Origin of the sequence: Streptomyces mobaraensis NBRC 13819 = DSM 40847 (assembly GCF_017916255.1) — a bacterium.
GTDB classification, from domain to species: domain Bacteria; phylum Actinomycetota; class Actinomycetes; order Streptomycetales; family Streptomycetaceae; genus Streptomyces; species Streptomyces mobaraensis.
Window position 1 is genome coordinate 2,747,702 of record NZ_CP072827.1, and the last position, 15,897, is coordinate 2,763,598.

At 72.6% G+C, this 15,897-nt stretch carries 14 protein-coding genes and 3 tRNA genes; 14 read left to right on the forward strand and 3 right to left on the reverse strand.

Annotation, left to right across the window (positions count from 1 at the left end; translation table 11 throughout):
* Positions 1–72 precede the first annotated feature (72 nt).
* From J7W19_RS11480 to J7W19_RS11495, 4 genes are all read left to right on the forward strand, one after another.
* Positions 73–216, forward strand: coding sequence for a hypothetical protein (locus tag J7W19_RS11480; RefSeq protein ID WP_158688802.1), 144 nt, complete (start codon positions 73–75; stop codon positions 214–216).
* 76 nt (positions 217–292) lie between these two features.
* Positions 293–670: a hypothetical protein gene (locus J7W19_RS11485; protein WP_004948925.1), complete on the forward strand. Its 378-nt coding sequence runs from the start codon at positions 293–295 to the stop codon at positions 668–670.
* A gap of 157 nt (positions 671–827) precedes the next feature.
* Positions 828–1,409 carry a bifunctional DNA primase/polymerase gene (locus J7W19_RS11490; protein WP_004948926.1) on the forward strand — a complete coding sequence of 194 codons (582 nt, stop codon included), beginning with the start codon at positions 828–830 and terminating at the stop codon, positions 1,407–1,409.
* Positions 1,410–1,427: 18 nt separating this feature from the next.
* A tRNA-Lys gene (locus J7W19_RS11495) sits at positions 1,428–1,501 on the forward strand.
* Between the two features lie 68 nt (positions 1,502–1,569).
* Here J7W19_RS11495 and J7W19_RS11500 read toward each other — a convergent pair.
* On the reverse strand, positions 1,570–2,784 hold the full coding sequence (locus tag J7W19_RS11500) for a M6 family metalloprotease domain-containing protein (protein ID WP_004948927.1): 1,215 nt from the start codon (positions 2,782–2,784) through the stop codon (positions 1,570–1,572).
* A gap of 416 nt (positions 2,785–3,200) precedes the next feature.
* On the opposite strand from J7W19_RS11500, the gene J7W19_RS11505 reads away from it, so the two are divergent.
* A complete protein-coding gene (locus J7W19_RS11505) occupies positions 3,201–4,961 on the forward strand; it encodes a putative bifunctional diguanylate cyclase/phosphodiesterase (protein WP_004948928.1) in 1,761 nt (586 codons plus the stop codon).
* Positions 4,962–5,095: 134 nt separating this feature from the next.
* Here J7W19_RS11505 and J7W19_RS11510 read toward each other — a convergent pair whose 3' ends face one another.
* Entirely contained in the window at positions 5,096–6,202 is a 1,107-nt protein-coding gene (locus J7W19_RS11510; RefSeq protein WP_004948929.1) for an LLM class flavin-dependent oxidoreductase, read from the reverse strand.
* Between the two features lie 322 nt (positions 6,203–6,524).
* On the opposite strand from J7W19_RS11510, the gene J7W19_RS11515 reads away from it, so the two are divergent.
* The 5 genes from J7W19_RS11515 (at position 6,525) to J7W19_RS11535 (ending at position 9,746) form a co-directional block, all read left to right on the forward strand.
* On the forward strand, positions 6,525–7,286 hold the full coding sequence (locus J7W19_RS11515) for an IclR family transcriptional regulator (protein ID WP_004948930.1): 762 nt from the start codon (positions 6,525–6,527) through the stop codon (positions 7,284–7,286).
* Positions 7,287–7,360: 74 nt separating this feature from the next.
* A tRNA-Lys gene (locus J7W19_RS11520) sits at positions 7,361–7,434 on the forward strand.
* Between the two features lie 91 nt (positions 7,435–7,525).
* A complete protein-coding gene (locus J7W19_RS11525) occupies positions 7,526–7,954 on the forward strand; it encodes a hypothetical protein (RefSeq protein ID WP_004948931.1) in 429 nt (142 codons plus the stop codon).
* A gap of 77 nt (positions 7,955–8,031) precedes the next feature.
* Positions 8,032–8,934, forward strand: coding sequence for a DsbA family protein (locus J7W19_RS11530; protein ID WP_004948932.1), 903 nt, complete (start codon positions 8,032–8,034; stop codon positions 8,932–8,934).
* Positions 8,931–9,746 carry a cytochrome c biogenesis CcdA family protein gene (locus tag J7W19_RS11535; RefSeq protein ID WP_004948933.1) on the forward strand — a complete coding sequence of 272 codons (816 nt, stop codon included), beginning with the start codon at positions 8,931–8,933 and terminating at the stop codon, positions 9,744–9,746. Before J7W19_RS11530 ends, J7W19_RS11535 begins: the two co-directional genes overlap by 4 nt.
* A gap of 28 nt (positions 9,747–9,774) precedes the next feature.
* Here J7W19_RS11535 and J7W19_RS11540 read toward each other — a convergent pair whose 3' ends face one another.
* Positions 9,775–10,527, reverse strand: a complete 753-nt coding sequence (locus tag J7W19_RS11540) for a C40 family peptidase (protein ID WP_158688803.1) — start codon at positions 10,525–10,527, stop codon at positions 9,775–9,777.
* Positions 10,528–10,924: 397 nt separating this feature from the next.
* On the opposite strand from J7W19_RS11540, the gene J7W19_RS11545 reads away from it, so the two are divergent.
* The 4 genes from J7W19_RS11545 (at position 10,925) to glxA (ending at position 15,871) form a co-directional block, all read left to right on the forward strand.
* Positions 10,925–10,998 (forward strand) — tRNA-Lys (locus J7W19_RS11545).
* A gap of 125 nt (positions 10,999–11,123) precedes the next feature.
* Complete coding sequence (locus tag J7W19_RS11550) at positions 11,124–11,810, forward strand: FadR/GntR family transcriptional regulator (protein ID WP_004948935.1); 687 nt, start codon at positions 11,124–11,126, stop codon at positions 11,808–11,810.
* Positions 11,811–12,014: 204 nt separating this feature from the next.
* Positions 12,015–13,871 (forward strand): glycosyltransferase family 2 protein, encoded by a 1,857-nt coding sequence (locus tag J7W19_RS11555; RefSeq protein WP_004948936.1) that lies wholly within the window; start codon positions 12,015–12,017, stop codon positions 13,869–13,871.
* The gene (glxA, locus tag J7W19_RS11560; protein ID WP_004948937.1) at positions 13,868–15,871 is read left to right on the forward strand and encodes a radical copper oxidase GlxA; all 2,004 of its coding nucleotides are present in this window, start codon (positions 13,868–13,870) and stop codon (positions 15,869–15,871) included. Before J7W19_RS11555 ends, glxA begins: the two co-directional genes overlap by 4 nt.
* Positions 15,872–15,897: the final 26 nt, after the last annotated feature.

A 15,897-nucleotide genomic window follows, 5' to 3' on the forward strand; every position in this document is an offset into this window, starting at 1 on the left:
CAGCCCTGACGGGTGGGAGGCGAACTTCGCGGTGCTGACGCATCTGAACGAGCACCGGGTCCGGTGGCGGCCTTGACCACCGCCCCGGCACCCGCCCGCCGGACACCGTCCGGCACGCCGTCGGAGGCGGCCGGTGATCACAGCCCTGACGGGTGGGAGGCGAACTTCGCGGTGCTCACCCACCTGAACGAGCACCGGGTCCGGTGGCGGCCCTGATGCGGCAGGGCCGCGGGAGGCGGGCCCCCTTGCGCGCGGCGCGACAATGGATGGCGGCGCAGACGATCCTGGAGGTATGTACATGTGCGAGTGCGAGCCGAAACAGGCTCCCGGTCCGGGCGGTGGCGCGGCCCCCCGCCGCAGGCCCGCGCCGCTGCTCTTCGAGCCGCCCGAGGCCGTCTCGGAGGCCGAGCACTTCTTCGACCTCGAGTCGATCGAGGACCCGCGCGAACTGCTGGCCCGCTCGACCGAGCTGGCCCTGGCCTTCCGCGCGGCGGCCGACCGCGCGATCGAGTTCCAGGCCGTGGCGGCGGCCCAGCTCGCCGACCCTCGGCGGTTCGACCGGCTGCCCACCGCCGTGATCGCGGAGCGCGCCGAGTGGAGCGAGGACTACGCCAAGAAGATGGTGGAGTTCGGCCGTGAGCTGCTGCGCAGCGGCAGAACGGCCGACTGAGCCCGCCCCGGCGGCCCCTCGCCGCACACCCGGCCCATGACCTGACTCATGGGCCGTTGGCATATGCGGCGCACAACCTAGCGCACCCCGTCCCGCGCTGTCCCGAATTCACGGAACTGCCGCCACCCGCCCCCGGCCGCGAGCCGACCATGAGGGCATGGACACCAGCCCACGCGTTCCGTACCCCACCCGCCTCCCGCAGCCGACCGTCGTCTGCGAGCCGGTCCGGCCCGCCGGTGCGGAGTGGCTGGCCTCGGCCAGTCCGCTCCCCCGCAGCGTGCTGGCCCTGTGGGCGGCCGACCCGCGGACGACGCTCCTGCTGCCGTGCGGGCGGGCCTTCGACGTGATCGGCGTCCCGTCGCTGTTCGGCCGCCGGATGCTGGACCGGCTCTGGTCGGACGGGCCCGGTTCCGGGCCGGTCGCGGCCCAGCAGGGCCGGCTGCTGCTGTTCGCGGCACCCGGCACGGCCCAGCGGCTGCCGGCGCTGCTGCGCTGGGAGGAGTGGGCCCGGGCCGTCCCGCCGCTGCTGTGCCTGGGCACGGGCGACGCGGTGACGGTGCCCCCGCCGTACCCCCCGGACGGGACGGAGCCGGTCCCGCCGGCCTCGCGCTGGGTGGTCGCCCCGGACGTCCGGCACCCCTGGCTGCCGGGGCCCGACGTCCTGCTCTGGTCCTGCGTCCGTACCGCCCGCGCCGGGCTCAAACATACGGATTTTCTTTCCACCGGATCAGGGTGCTAGAGTCTTCTCTGTCAGCAGGCGCCGCTAGCTCAGTTGGTTAGAGCAGCTGACTCTTAATCAGCGGGTCCGGGGTTCGAGTCCCTGGCGGCGCACAGACAGAGGAAGCCCCTCCACTTCGGTGGAGGGGCTTTTTCGTGCCCCGACACCCCTGGCCGGGGACTCACTCCCGGCTGACCCGGACCGTCCACGCCCCGTCCGCGGCCCGCCCCCGTACCGCCACCCGGATGCCGCCCTCCGCCACGGTCAGGGACTCCCCGACCCCGAGCGGGGCGTCGGCCAGCGGCGGGTAGACGGCCTCCCCGGGGCAGGCCAGGGTGCCGGGGTGGCCGTCCACCACCTGTACGGGCCCGCCGCCGGACGGCGTCTCACTGTCCACCCGGTAGACCAGCACGCCCTCGGTGCAGGTGGCGGCGTCGTTGCCGGTCGCGGTCCGGGCCTCGACCACGACGGCGCTGGCGGCGCCGGTCCTGGCCACCACCAGCCGGGTCCGGGCGTCCCCCGGCCGCATCGGGGCCTCCAGCGGCTGGATGGTGTGCACGGCGCCGCCCCGGCCGAGGACGCAGTCCACCTGCCGGGCGTCGAGCCAGCCCAGCTTCCACTTGTGCCAGCCGAAGGGGTCGGCGGCCAGCCCGAACTGACTGCCCATGAGGTCCCAGTCGCCGACGTGGGTGTCCCAGTCGCCCTTGCCCTCGGACGGCCGGTGGTAGAGGTCGGGCAGGTCCAGGACGTGCCCGGTCTCATGGGCGAGGACGTTCCGGTCGGGCGGGTGGTGCTCGAAGACGGTGACGACCCGGCGCAGCTCGGCGCCGTCGACCTCCAGCGGGCGCTCCAGGTTGACGACCTTGGTGGCGTCGGAGTCCACCCCGGGGGCGTCCGGGTCGGCGACCAGGTAGACGAGCCCGTAGCGGCCGAAGTCCACGGCGCCGCGCGCGGCGGTGATGGCGTCCCGCAGATAGGCGGTGCGCAGCTCGCCGTCCCAGTCGCGCTGTATCCGGTACGCGGTGGAGGGCCGGGGCATCCGGAACCACCGGTCCACGGAGTGGGCGCGGACGGAGAACCGGCCGTAGGAGGCCCGTTCGAAGAACCGGGAGGTGCCGGGGAAGTGGTCCGCCATGAGCTGGGCGGGGGTGGCGACCGGCCGGGAGTCCGGGAACGAGAGGAAGACCATCACCGCGTCCAGCCGGCCGAGGGGGCGCGGGTAGGACGGGTTCCAGGTGTCCAGCCCCTCGGAGTGGTGGGCGTCGCTGCGGGGCAACGCGCAGGGGCCTCCTGGCCCGACGGCCCGGGCGGGGTTCGCGACCAGGGTCGCGGCGATGGCGCACAGGCAGGTCAGGACCGCCCAGAGCCGGCGCAGCCCGGACCGTTCCACCCCCATGGGTGTCTGCGGACGCACCACGTCGACCTCCCGGGACGGAATCGGGACACCTCTCCCACCCTCAGGCGGTTTGCGGTGTTATGCCCTGTTCCGGTCCCCCGGTCGAGTGACTAGGCCGACTTCTGGGTACATCACACTCAGTCACGGACGGTCAATCGAGATGCCATCGATATGCACGCCCATGCAGCCTCGGCCCCGAGCGGGCATGGACGTACAGAAACGGTCGAATCCAGGGTCGCGGCTCCCCTGCTCAAGACCCGGCCGCTGGAACGGGCCCCGTACGAGCCCTATGATCGCCACATTTGCAGCATGGATTGCCTCAACCGGCGGCCCAATGCCGTCAATTCGACCACGCGTACGAGACTCATGAAAGCCGCACGAGACGGTGCGGAACGATTGCCACGCGGGAGCGAGCGGTGAGCGGAACCCTCGACGGCCAGGGCGGCGCGCCGGGTGCGGCGGCGCCTGTCGTCACACAACGTCACGTCAACGCGGACGATTTCCGCGCTGCCTTCCGGGCGGCGCACCTCGGGATGGCCGTCGTCGGGGCCGACGGCCTGGTGCGCGTCGCCAACGACGCCCTCGGGGCGCTGCTGGGCACCGACCCCGCCCGGCTGGAGGGCTGTCCCGCGGCCGAGTTCACCGGGCTGCGCGAGGACTCCCGCACCTGGAACGCGTACCGGGAAGTGCTGCTCGGCCGCCGGGCCCGGCTCAACTGCACGCGCAGGCTGCGGCGTCCCGGCGGCCGGGCGGTGTGGGCCGAGGTGGCCGTCACCCCGCTGCCGGGCGGGCGCGACGCCCTGCTGTCCGTCGCCGACATCAGCGAGCGGCGGGACCTGCGCGCCCGGCTGCGGCACTTGCGGATGCACGATCCCGTGACCCGGCTGCCCAACCGCAGCCTGTTCTTCGAGCGGCTGGCGGCCGCGCTGGCCGCCGCGGAGGAGGACGAGGACGCCCGGATCGGCCTGTGCTACCTGGATCTCGACGGGTTCAAGGCCGTCAACGACACCCTCGGCCACCGCGCCGGCGACCGGCTGCTCTGCGCGGTGGCCCGCCGGCTGCGCGACTGCGCCGCGGAGGGCGGCCACCTGGTGGCCCGGCTGGGCGGCGACGAGTTCGCGCTGCTCGTGGAGGAGTCGGCCGGCACCGAGCAGCTCGTCGCGCTCGCCACCGCCGTACTGGCCGCGCTCCAGCGGCCGTTCGAGGTGAACGGGCAACGGCTGGCGGTCTCGGCGAGCATCGGCGTCGTAGAGCGCCCGGCGGCCGGGACCCACGCGACCGAGCTGATGCAGGCCGCGGACACCACCCTGTACTGGGCGAAGGCGGACGGCAAGGCGCGCTGGGCGCTCTTCGACCCGGAGCGCAACGCCCACCGGATGACCCGGCAGGCGCTCTCCAGCACGCTCCGACCGGCCGTGGACCGGGGCGAGTTCGTCCTCCAGTACCAGCCGCTGGTCGGTCTGGGCGACGGGGTCGTCCGCGGGGTGGAGGCGCTGGTGCGCTGGCACCACCCGCAGTTCGGCACGCTCGCGCCGAATCGGTTCATCGGGCTGGCCGAGGAGACCGGTGCGATCGTGCCGCTCGGCCGCTGGGTGCTGGAGACCGCCTGCCGCCAGGCTCGCCGCTGGCAACTGGAACGGCCCGACGAACCGCTCGTCGTCAGCGTCAATGTGGCGGTCCGTCAGGTGTGGGACTCGGACCTGGTGGCGGACGTGGCGGCCATCCTCGCCGAGACGGGGCTGCCGCCGCGCCTGCTCCAACTGGAGCTGACGGAATCGGCGGTGATGGGCTCGGCGGGCCGGCCGCTCCAGCAACTGCGGCGGCTGAGCGACATGGGCGTCGCCATCGCCATCGACGACTTCGGCACCGGCTACTCCAACCTCTCCTACCTCAGCAGACTCCCGGTCTCCACGCTGAAGCTGGACGGCTCGTTCGTCCACGGCTTCCGCACCGACGAGCCGCCGAACCCGGCGGACGAGACGATCGTCGAGGCCCTGGTGCAACTGGCGCACCGGCTGGGACTGACGGTGACCGCGGAGTGCGTGGAGAACGCGGAACAGGCGGAACGGCTGGGACGGATCGGCTGCGACACCGGGCAGGGCTGGTTCTACTCCCGCCCGGTGGGCGCGGAGCGGATCTCCGCGCTGCTGGGGGTGGGGGCGCGAGCGGCGGTGTGAACCGCGCGCGGCGCGCTCGAGGCGCCCCTCGACGCCCGAGCCACGCGCCGGCGTACGCCGATGCGGTACGGTCGCCACCCGCCCGCCCTGGCCGGTGTGCGCCGAGCGGGCCGGCCGGCCCGGCCGCAGCGCCCCTACGCGCCGAAGGCGCCCGGCATCCCGTAAGCGTCCGCGATCAGCTCATAGCTGCGCAGCCGGGTGTCGGCGCCGTGCACATTGGCCGTGATCATCAGTTCGTCAACGCCCGTCCGCCGCACCAGCGCGTCCAGTCCCTCCCGCACCTCGTCCGGGGTGCCGTAGACCACGTTCCGCAGCCAGTCGTCGACGAAGTCCCGTTCCATCTCGCTGAATTCATACGCCTCGGCCTCCTCGGGAGTAGGCACCAGCCCCGGCCGTCCCCGGCGCAGCCGGAGCATGGACAGCGCTCCGGTGAGCACCTGGCGGCGCGCCTCCTTCGGGTCGTCCGCCGCCAGCGCCTGGACGCCGATCTTGGCGTACGGGCGGTCGAGGACGGCCGACGGGCGGAAGGAGGCGCGGTAGAGGTCGAGGGCCGGGACGGTGTTGGCCGCCGAGAAGTGGTGGGCGAAGGAGAAGGGCAGCCCGAGCGCCCCGGCCAACCGGGCACTGAACCCGGAGGAGCCGAGCAGCCAGACGGACGGCCGGTCGGCCCGCTGCACCCCGCCGGGCACCCGCCCCTGGACAGGACCGGGGACGGCATGGATCCGGGCGTAAGGGTGGCCGTCCGGGAAGTCGTCGTCGAGGAAGCGGATCAGCTCCGAGAGCTGCTGCGGGAACTCGTCCGCCCCCTCCGCGAGCCGGTCCGCCCGGCGCAGGGCGGCGGCGGTGGCGCCGTCCGTGCCGGGTGCGCGCCCGAGGCCCAGGTCGATCCGTCCCGGCGCGAACGCCTCCAGGGTGCCGAACTGCTCGGCGATCACCAGCGGCGCGTGGTTGGGCAGCATCACTCCGCCGGATCCCAGCCGGATCCGGTCCGTCCGGGCCGCGAGGTGGGCCAGGATCACGGCGGGCGAGGAACTGGCGACACCGGGCATCGAGTGGTGCTCGGCGACCCAGTAGCGGTGGTAGCCGCGCCGCTCGGTCAGCCGGGCCAGCTCGACGGTGGTCTCCAGCGCCTGCCGCGCCGTGCGGCCGGCGCCCACGGTGGCCAGGTCCAGTACGGACAACGGGACGGGGGCGCGTCCACGAGGAGTCGCCCGGATGATCTCGTCGTGCTCGTCGGCCACGGTGGCCCGCCTCCCTGCTCGCCGTCGCGCGGTGCGCGCTGCTCTGTCGCGGGTCCGGCGGACGCGCCGCCCGCGCATGCGGGGGCGACGTCCTTCCGCCGGTCCCGCCGGAAGAGAACCGGAGACTCACTCCGCTTTATTCCCGCCCCCGGGTGGTCCCATCAGCCGACCGTTTCGACATACCGACGGCATATGCCCCCGACCGGCCCCACAGCCCGGAGCGTTCCGGAGCCTCCCCTTCTCGCGCAACACCCTCTCCGCACGGCCCGCTTCGCCCTATCGTGAGAAGCGGAACACCCGCGCGACCAGCCAAGGGGAAGCCGTGGCGCTCAAGCCCGAGCCGATCACACCGTTCCACTCGGTGCAGCACGCCCTGCGCGTCCTGGAGACGGTCACCAAATACTCCGGCGGCGTCAGCGAGGCCCAGCTCGCCCGGGAGTCCGGCCTGCCCGCCGGGCGCCTCGCCCACCTACTGGCGATGCTGCACCGGGAGCGGTACGTGACCCGGGTCGGGGAGGACGCGTACACCGCGGGCCCCGCCCTGGCCCTGCTGACCATGGGCGGCGACCGCGACGCCGCCCTCGCCGCCCGGCTCCAGCGGGCGCTCGCCCGGCTGCGCGACACCGTCGGCGCCGCCGTCTACCTCAGCGGGTACGTCGACGGAGAGGTACGCATCACCCAGTACGCGGACGGGCCGGGCACGCCCCGCGTGCACGAGTGGGTCGACTTCCGCACCGCCGCCCACGCCAGCGCGCTGGGCAAGTGCCTGCTCACCCAGCTCGACCACGACGACCGGCGCGACCACTTCTCCCGGCACCGGACCGCCCGGCTCACCTCCCGGACGATCACCGACGAGAAGACGCTGCTCACCCGGCTCGCCGCGCAGCCCGCCAGCGTTCCCGTCCTCGACCTGCAGGAGTACGCGGTGGGCACGGTCTGCGCCGCCGTCCCCGTCACGGCGGGCAAGCGGGTCGGCTGCCTCGCCCTCTCACTGCCGCTCGCCCACGCCCACCGGCTCCGCCAGGCGGCGGACGCGCTCAACCGGCACGCCGCCCCGATGCTGCTCTCCCTGGCCCTCCAGTGAGGCCCGAGTGGCCCCCGAGCGGCAGGTGGTGCGAAGCACCCCTCGGGACCAGGTAGTATTTATCTCGTCAGCGAGCGCCGCTAGCTCAGTTGGTTAGAGCAGCTGACTCTTAATCAGCGGGTCCGGGGTTCGAGTCCCTGGCGGCGCACAGACAGCAGAAGGCCCCTCACTCCGGTGAGGGGCCTTCTGCGTAGCGGAGGCCGGCGGACGCCGGGAAGTCGAGGGAGAGGAGCGGTCACATGCCCCAGCGGCGCCGCCCCTCGGCAGCCGGCCTGATGCTGCTGCTCCTGCTGGCCGTCCTCGGCCCGGCCTGCTCCGGCCCCACCCTCTTCGGCGCGGCCCTCCTCGGCCCGTCCGGTCCGGCGGCGACCGCCGCCGCTCCCCGTCCGCTCACCGCGTCGCGGTCGGAGGCGCCGCCCCCGACCGGAGCGGTGGTCGCCTCCTCCCGGGACGACCGGGACTCCGGCGGCGGGAGCTGCCGGCCACTCGACGCGCCGCTGAAGGGCGCGGAGATCGTCGTCCCGCACGCCCCCACCGACCCGCTGACCGCGTCCGCCACCGCACGCGCTCCGCTCCCCCAGGCCACGGCGCCACAGGCCCGCGTCCCCCGGGCGCCGCCGGCGTCGCTCGTCGGCAGCGCCGAACTCCTCCCCGTCCTGCGGATCTAGACCCGCCCGTACGGCCCGCGCCGGGCCGTACTCCGGCATGCCTGGATTCCGTCGAGACCTTGGGAGCTCCGCCCGCTATGTCCCCTTCCTCCAAGAAAAACGCGCGCAACCCGAAGAACACGCAGAAAGCGCCGTCGAACAAGACGTCCCCGGCCACCCCCTCCACCACCGGCCGCCGGCTCGCCGCCGTGGGCGCGGGCGCGGCCCTGGTCGTGGCGGTCGTCGCCGCGGGCCTGGCGATCGCCAAGAGCTCCGGCGGCTCGGACGACCGTGACGACCGTGCCAAGCCGGCCGCCACCGCCTCCGCCGACCCCCAGCAGTCCCTCTTCGACGAGGCCGAGCGGATGACGAGCCGCCGCGAGAAGAACGACCCGCTCGCCCTAGGCAAGCCGGACGCGCCCGTGGTGCTGGTGGAGTACGCCGACTACCAGTGTTCGTTCTGTGGCCGTTTCACCCGCGAGAGCCAGCCGGAACTGATCAAGAAGTATGTGGACAAGGGCGTCCTGCGGATCGAGTTCCGCAACTTCCCGATCTTCGGTGATCCCTCGCAGCGCGCCGCCCGTGCCTCCTGGGCGGCCGGCCGGCAGGGCCGCTTCTGGCAGTTCCACGACGAGCTCTACGCCAAGACCCGCAAGGGCGACGCCCTGGCCGAGGACAAGCTCGTCGATCTGGCCCGCACCGCCGGGGTCGGCGACCTCGACCGCTTCCGCGCGGACATGAAGAGCGACGCCTCGGAGGAGGCCGTGAAGAAGGACCAGCAGGAGGGCTACCGCCTCGGCGTCAGCAGCACCCCGTCCTTCCTCGTCGGCGGCCGGCCGCTCGCCGGCGCCCAGCCGATGAAGGAGTTCGAGGCGGCCATCGAACAGGCCCGGCTGGTCAAGGCGGCCAAGAACCCCCAGGACTCCAAGGAATCCGAGGGCTTCACGGACTCCGAGGACGACAAGGACTCCGCGAAGCCGAAGGGCGGGCCGGGCGCATGACCGACATCGGCTACCTCGCCGCGTTCCTCGGCGGCGTCCTCGCCCTGGTCAGCCCGTGCAGCGCGCTGCTGCTGCCCGCGTTCTTCGCCTACTCGCTCGCGAGCCCGGGCCGGCTGCTGGCCCGGACCGGTGTCTTCTACCTCGGCCTCGCCACCACGCTGGTCCCGCTGGGCGCGGCGTCCAGCGCGGCCAGCCGGCTGTTCAACGGCCACCGCGAGGCGCTCGTGACGGCCGGCGGGTGGATCGTGATCGCCCTGGGCGCCGCCCAGATCCTCGGCCTGGGCTTCGCCTCACGCCGGGCCCAGGCGGCGGCCGGCCGCATCACCCCGCGCACGGCGGCCTCCACCTACCTGCTGGGCTGCGTGTACGGACTCGCCGGTTTCTGTGCCGGGCCGATCCTCGGTTCGGTGCTGGCCATGACGGCGATGCGCGGCGAGGCGCTCCAGGGGGCGGCCATGCTCGCCGTCTACGCCCTGGGGATGGCCCTCCCGCTGTTCGTCCTCGCCCTGTTCTGGGACCGCTTCCGGCTGGGCACCCGGGGCTGGCTCCGGGGACGGGAGATACGGATGGGTCGCCTCCGCCTCCACACCACCTCCCTTCTCTCCGGCCTCTTCTTCATCGCCATCGGCGTTCTCTTCCTCCGGTACGACGGGACGACCGGGCTTCCCGGACTCCTCGACGCCGACCAGGAGGCGAGCCTGGAGGAGACCGCCTCCCGGATCGGCAACGCCGTTCCGGACCTCGTGGTGCTGGCGGTCGGGGCACTGGTGGTGGCGGGGGTGCTGGCGAGGGTGGCGTTCCGCAAGCGGTGACGTCCGCCCCGTGGGGAGCGGCAGGGACTCAGGGCAGCCGCACCCGCCCGTACAGGTTCGGCTTGTACCGGGCGAACGTCGAGATCCGTACCTTGGTGCCCGGCCGGGCCGCTTCCAGGTACCGGTTGCCGCCGAGGTAGATCGCCACGTGGTGGACGCCGGACGCCCGTCCGTTCCGCGACCAGAACACCAGGTCCCCGCGGCGCAGGGACGTGCGCGGAATCCGTGCCGTGGCCCGGTACTGATCCGCGGCGATGCGCGGCAGCCGGGCGCCCGCCCGGCGGTACGCCACCTGTACCAGTCCGGAGCAGTCCCAGCGGTGCGGACCCGTGCCGCCCAGCGCGTACACGTCGCCGATGTGCGCCAGCGCGTACGCGACGGCCGCCTCCAGCCCCTTGGCCGCGGCGGCGGCGCCCACGGCGTCCGAGCCGGCGGCCGGCGCCTCGGTGCCCGGCGAGGGCAGGGCGGCCGGTTCGGCGGGGACAGCCGTATCTCCGGAGCCTCCGGAGTCGGCCCCCGTCCCGTCCGCCTCCGGCAGCGCCCCTTCCCCCGTCTCGGGCGTCTCGGGTTCCACGGGGAGCGCGCCGGTCTCCCCCTCACCCCCGGCACCGGACGCCTCCTCCGCCACCCCGTCCTCGTCCGCGCCGGCGTCCACATCCGTGGCCGGCCCCCCGGCGGCCTCCGGCGCGGCGGGCGCGGCGGCGGGCGCGGCCACCGGATCCGGCGGGTCGCCCGGCACGGCCGCGGCCGTGCCGGAACCGGCTATGACGGCCGCGCCCACGGCCGCCACGATGGCGCCCCGGACGGCACACCGCCGGTGCCCGGCGTCCTCGTCACTCTCCGCAGTGCCACCGCCCGCGCCGGGCGGGGCGGACGCCGTGGTGCGCCGGGGGCGCACACGGCCGTCGGGTATCGGTCCACCGGCTGTCGTCCGCACCGTTCCACCGCCTTCCGCCCTCGGTCCGCGGTCGCCCGCGGGCGTGCGATCGATTGCCTCGGGCACCGCTCCGCCAGCTTCTCAACGGTCCGCGCGCCCCGCACCTCACGGCGGTCCACCGGCTCCCCCGGGCCTCCCACCAGCACGGACCCGGACGGCGGTCCACCCGGCGCGGGCGCGTACTCCGCCAGGGTGGTCATCGGCACCCCCAGGAGTGAGGTAGAGTTTTCTCTGTCAGCAGGCGCCGCTAGCTCAGTTGGTTAGAGCAGCTGACTCTTAATCAGCGGGTCCGGGGTTCGAGTCCCTGGCGGCGCACAGACAGCCGAGAGGCCCCTCACTCACCGTGAGGGGCCTCTCGGCGTTTCGCGCCACCGTCCCCACGTTCTCCCCCGCGCTTTCGTGTGCTGGCCAAGCGGATGACACCCGGGCACAGTCTCCCCATGCCCAGTGACCATCCGGAGCGGATCAAAAGGCTCATCGTCGACCGCCGGCTGCCGCCGGGGGCACCGCTGCCCACCGAGCGCGAACTGACCGAGCTGCTGGGGACGGGTCGCACGGGCGTGCGCGAGGCGCTGAAGGCGCTCCAGGCGATGGGCATCGTCGAGATCCGACGCGGCTTCGGCACCTATGTGGGCCCGATGACCATGGAACCGGTGGTCGAGGCCCTCGCCTTCCGCACCGTCGCGGGTCACCGGCGCGGCGAGGACAGCCTGCTCCAGCTGCTGGAACTCAGGGAAGCGGTGGAGACGGGGCTGGCCCGGCGGCTCGCCGGGCACGTGCCCGCGGCGGACCTCGCCGAGCTGGACGCGATCGTCGCCCGGATGGCGGACGAGGCCCTGGCCGGACCGGTCGGCGCGGAGACCGACCGGGCCTTCCACGCCGTGCTCCGCCGGGGACTGGACAACCCTCTGCTCGACACGGTTCCGGAGGCGTACTGGACCGCTTTCCACCGGGTGCGCCCCGGCCCGTCCGCCACGCGGACCGACCCGGGGGCGGTCTGCGCCCGGCACCGGGCCATCGTCACGGCGGTGCGAACGGGTGACGCGGAACGAACGGAAGAGGCCATCCGCGATCACTTCTGCGACATTCGTACACGTCTCCGACTGGACTACCGCTTTGCCCGGTAAACCGCTCGTTTCACCCTTGCGATCATGAAGAGGCGTCGGAGATCCTGATCGGCGGCTGTGATCCCCGTCTCACCGTGCACACAGTGAGTCGGGAGACACCGGAGGGAGCCGGTGTCCAGGCGCCCGTGCCGGCCGAGGGGGAGCCGGCCGGGGTTCATGTACCGGCGTACCACGCGGGGTTCCCGCGTGTGGGGGGAATGACTGATGACGTCCACGCCTGCCGACGCGCGGCGGCAGATCCCGTACGATCCGCCCCGCGACCCGTCGGTCACCACCCGGCCGCGCATCCCCGCGCCACCCGGGCCGGACGACGCACGGCGCGGAGCCGCCCCGCCGCGCTCGGCCCGCCCGCGCGCCCCCAGACCCTTCCACCCCCGCTACGACTACGAGCACTACAGCCGGCTCGCCGGCCCGCTCACCCGCCCGGGGGACGGCCCGTACACCGTCCGCTACCGCAGCCTGCTGGCCGACGAGCCGCACCGGATCCGGGCCGCGCTCCTGCTGGGCGCGGCCCCCGTCGTCTCCGTCGTCCTCCTCCTCTGGCTGCTGCAGCCCGCCCACTGGGTGCAGCGCGACCACGCCGGGCCGCTGATGCGCGTCCTCGACCTGGTCATGCTGGTCTCCATCGGCCTGATCGAGCTCTTCCGGACGCTGAACGTCGTCTCCAACGCCCATGCCACCCTGGTCGCCCGCGACCCCATACCCGTCGTCCCCGAGACCGGCACCCGGGTCGCGTTCCTCACCTCGTTCGTGCCCGGCAAGGAGCCGATCGCGATGGTCACCCGGACGCTGGAGGCCGCCGTACGGGTCCGCCACCGCGGCCCCGTGGACGTCTGGCTCCTGGACGAGGGCGACGACCCCGAGGTCAAGGCGGTGTGCGCCCGGCTGGGAGTGCGCCACTTCACCCGCAAGGGGGTCGAGAAGTGGAACCGCCCCAAGGGCCCGCACCGGGCGCGGACCAAGCACGGCAACTACAACGCCTGGCTGGACGCGCACGGCGACGACTACGACTTCTTCGCCTCCGTGGACACCGACCACGTACCGCTGCCCAACTTCCTGGAGCGGATGCTCGGTTACTTCCGTGACCCCAATGTCGCCTTTGTCGTTGGACCTCAGGTGTACGGGAACTACGACGCGACGGTCACCAAGGCCGCCGAGAGCCAGCAGTTCCTCTTCCATGCCCTCATCCAGCGCGCGGGCAACCGCTACGGCGCCCCCATGTTCGTCGGCACCAACAACGCGGTGCGGATCAGCGCCCTCAAGGGCGTCGGCGGCCTCTACGACTCGATCACCGAGGACATGGCCACCGGCTTCGAGCTCCACCGCCACCGCAATCCGGCCACCGGCCGCCGCTGGCGCTCCGTCTACACGCCCGACGTCCTCGCCGTCGGGGAGGGCCCCAACGCCTGGACGGACTTCTTCACCCAGCAGCTGCGCTGGTCCCGGGGCACCTACGAGACGATCATCAAGCAGTACTGGAAGGGCCCCTTCAGCCTCGCGCCCGGCCCCTTCCTCAACTACACGCTGATGGTCATCTACTACCCGATGACCGCGGTCAACTGGATGCTGGGCGCCCTCAGTTGCACCCTCTTCCTGGGGCTGGGCGCGGCCGGCATCCAGATCGACTCGCAGATCTGGATGATGCTCTACAGCGACGCCGCCGCCCTCCAGATCGGCCTCTACATCTGGAACCGCCGGCACAACGTCTCCCCCCACGAGCCCGAGGGCTCCGGCGGGATCGCCGGCATGGTGATGTCCGCCCTCTCCGCGCCCGTCTACGCCCGCTCGCTGCTCGACGCGGTGCTGCGCCGGAAGAGCCGCTTCGTGGTCACCCCCAAGGGTGACTCCGCCAGCCCCGACACCCTCTTCGGCACCTTCCGCATCCACCTCTTCTTCCTACTGATCTTCGGCGGTTCGCTGGTGGCCTCGTTCTTCCTCGGTCACAGCCACGCGGCGATGCGCACCTGGGCGGCCCTGGCCGTCGTCATCACGGTCGCGCCGATCGTCGCCTGGTGGTGGACCGCGCGCCACGGCAAGCAGCCCGAGGGAGCCCAGCCATGAGACTCCGGCACCTGACCGACCGCCGTTCCGGGACCGTCATCGGCCGCCGCACCCGCCGGACGGCGGTGGGCGCGGCGGTGGTCCTCGTCCTGGCGGGCATGAACGGGCCGGCGATCTGGGGTTACGCCTCGGACCAGTACCACGAGTACAAAATCAACAAGCCGGAGTACAAGGCGAAGAACGGCCACTGGGACGTGGTGGACGTCCCGGACGAGTACCGGATCAACACGATCCACGCGGCACTGCTGCAGACGGGCAAGGTGCTGCTGGTCGCGGGCTCGGGCAACAACGCCGCCAACTTCGCGGCGAAGACCTTCCGGACGGTCCTGTGGGACCCCGAGAGGAACACCTTCAAGAACGTCCCCACCCCCAAGGACCTCTTCTGCGCCGGCCACACCCAGCTGCCGGACGGAAAGCTGCTGGTCGCGGGCGGCACCCAGCGCTACGAGAAGCTGGAGGGCGATGTCACCCGGGCCGGCGGGCTGATGATCGTCCACAACGAGAACCCGGACAAGCCGATGACCTTCCCGGCCGGCACCCGGTTCACCGGCAAGCAGTCCGGCAAGACCTTCGAGTCGAAGGACGCCGTGCTGGTGCCGCGCGCCAAGAAGGAGCAGGGCAAGGACGGCAAGGTCAAGGTCACCGTCAGCACCGCCCGGGTCTACGTCGAAGCGCTGGAGAAGGGCCAGGAGCACGCCACCGGCCTCACCGACAACTACCGCATCGAGGGCCTCACCGGCGACGACGCCCGCAACTTCTACGGCATCGCCAACAAGCTGTCGTTCGACAAGAAGGACTTCCAGGGCATCAAGGACGCCTTCGAGTTCGACCCGGTCGCGGAGCGCTACGTCACCGTCGATCCGATGAACGAGGCCCGCTGGTACCCCACGCTCACCACCCTCCAGGACGGCAAGGTCCTCTCCGTCTCGGGCCTGGACGAGATCGGCCAGGTGGTCCCCGGCAAGAACGAGGTCTACGACCCCAAGACCAAGAAGTGGACCTACCTCCCGCAGGAGCGGTTCTTCCCCACCTACCCGGCGCTCTTCCTCACCGACAAGGGCAAGATCTTCTACACCGGCTCCAACGCGGGCTACGGCCCGGCGGACAAGGGCCGCGACCCGGGCGTGTGGGACCTGGGGAACAACTCGTTCATCCCGGTCCCCGGCATCAGCGACCCGGACGCCCTGGAGACCTCGATGTCCGTCCTGCTGCCGCCCGCCCAGGACCAGCGGTACATGGTGCTCGGCGGCGGCGGGGTCGGCGAGGACAAGAAGTCGACGGCGAGGACGCGCATCGTCGACCTGCACACCGAGCGCCCCCGCTTCCACGACGGCCCGGACCTGTACGCCAAGGCCCGCTACCCCAGCAGCGTCATCCTGCCGGACGACACGGTCCTCACCACCAACGGTTCGGGCGACTACCGGGGCCGCAGCGCCTCCAACGTCCTCAAGGCCGAGATCTACGACCCCAAGGCCAACGCCTCCCACCGGGTGGCCGATCCGCTGGTGGGCCGCAACTACCACTCAGGCGCACTGCTGCTGCCCGACGGACGGGTGATGACCTTCGGCTCCGACTCCCTCTTCCGGGACAAGGACAACACCCAACCCGGCGTCTTCCAGCAGCAGATCGACCTGTACACACCGCCGTACCTCTTCCACAAGGGCGACCGCCCGGAGATCAGGGACACCGACCGGCGGATCGTGAAGCTCGGCGACAAGACCACCTACCGGATCACCTCCGCGCACGGGGTCGCCAAGGCCCGGCTGATCCGGCCGGGTTCGTTCACCCACGTCACCAACATCGAACAGCGGTCGATCGCCCTGGACCTCAAGAAGGAGGGAACCGATCGTTTCACCGTGACCCTCCCGAAGGACCCGTCCCTGGTGCCGCCCGGGTGGTACATGGTCATAGTGGTGGACGAGGAGGGGACCCCGTCGAAGGCGGTGTGGGTGAAGGTCCCGGCGGCGGAGAAGAGGGACGACGAGAAGAAGGAAGAGTAGAAGAAGGACTGAGCCCGCCGGACGGC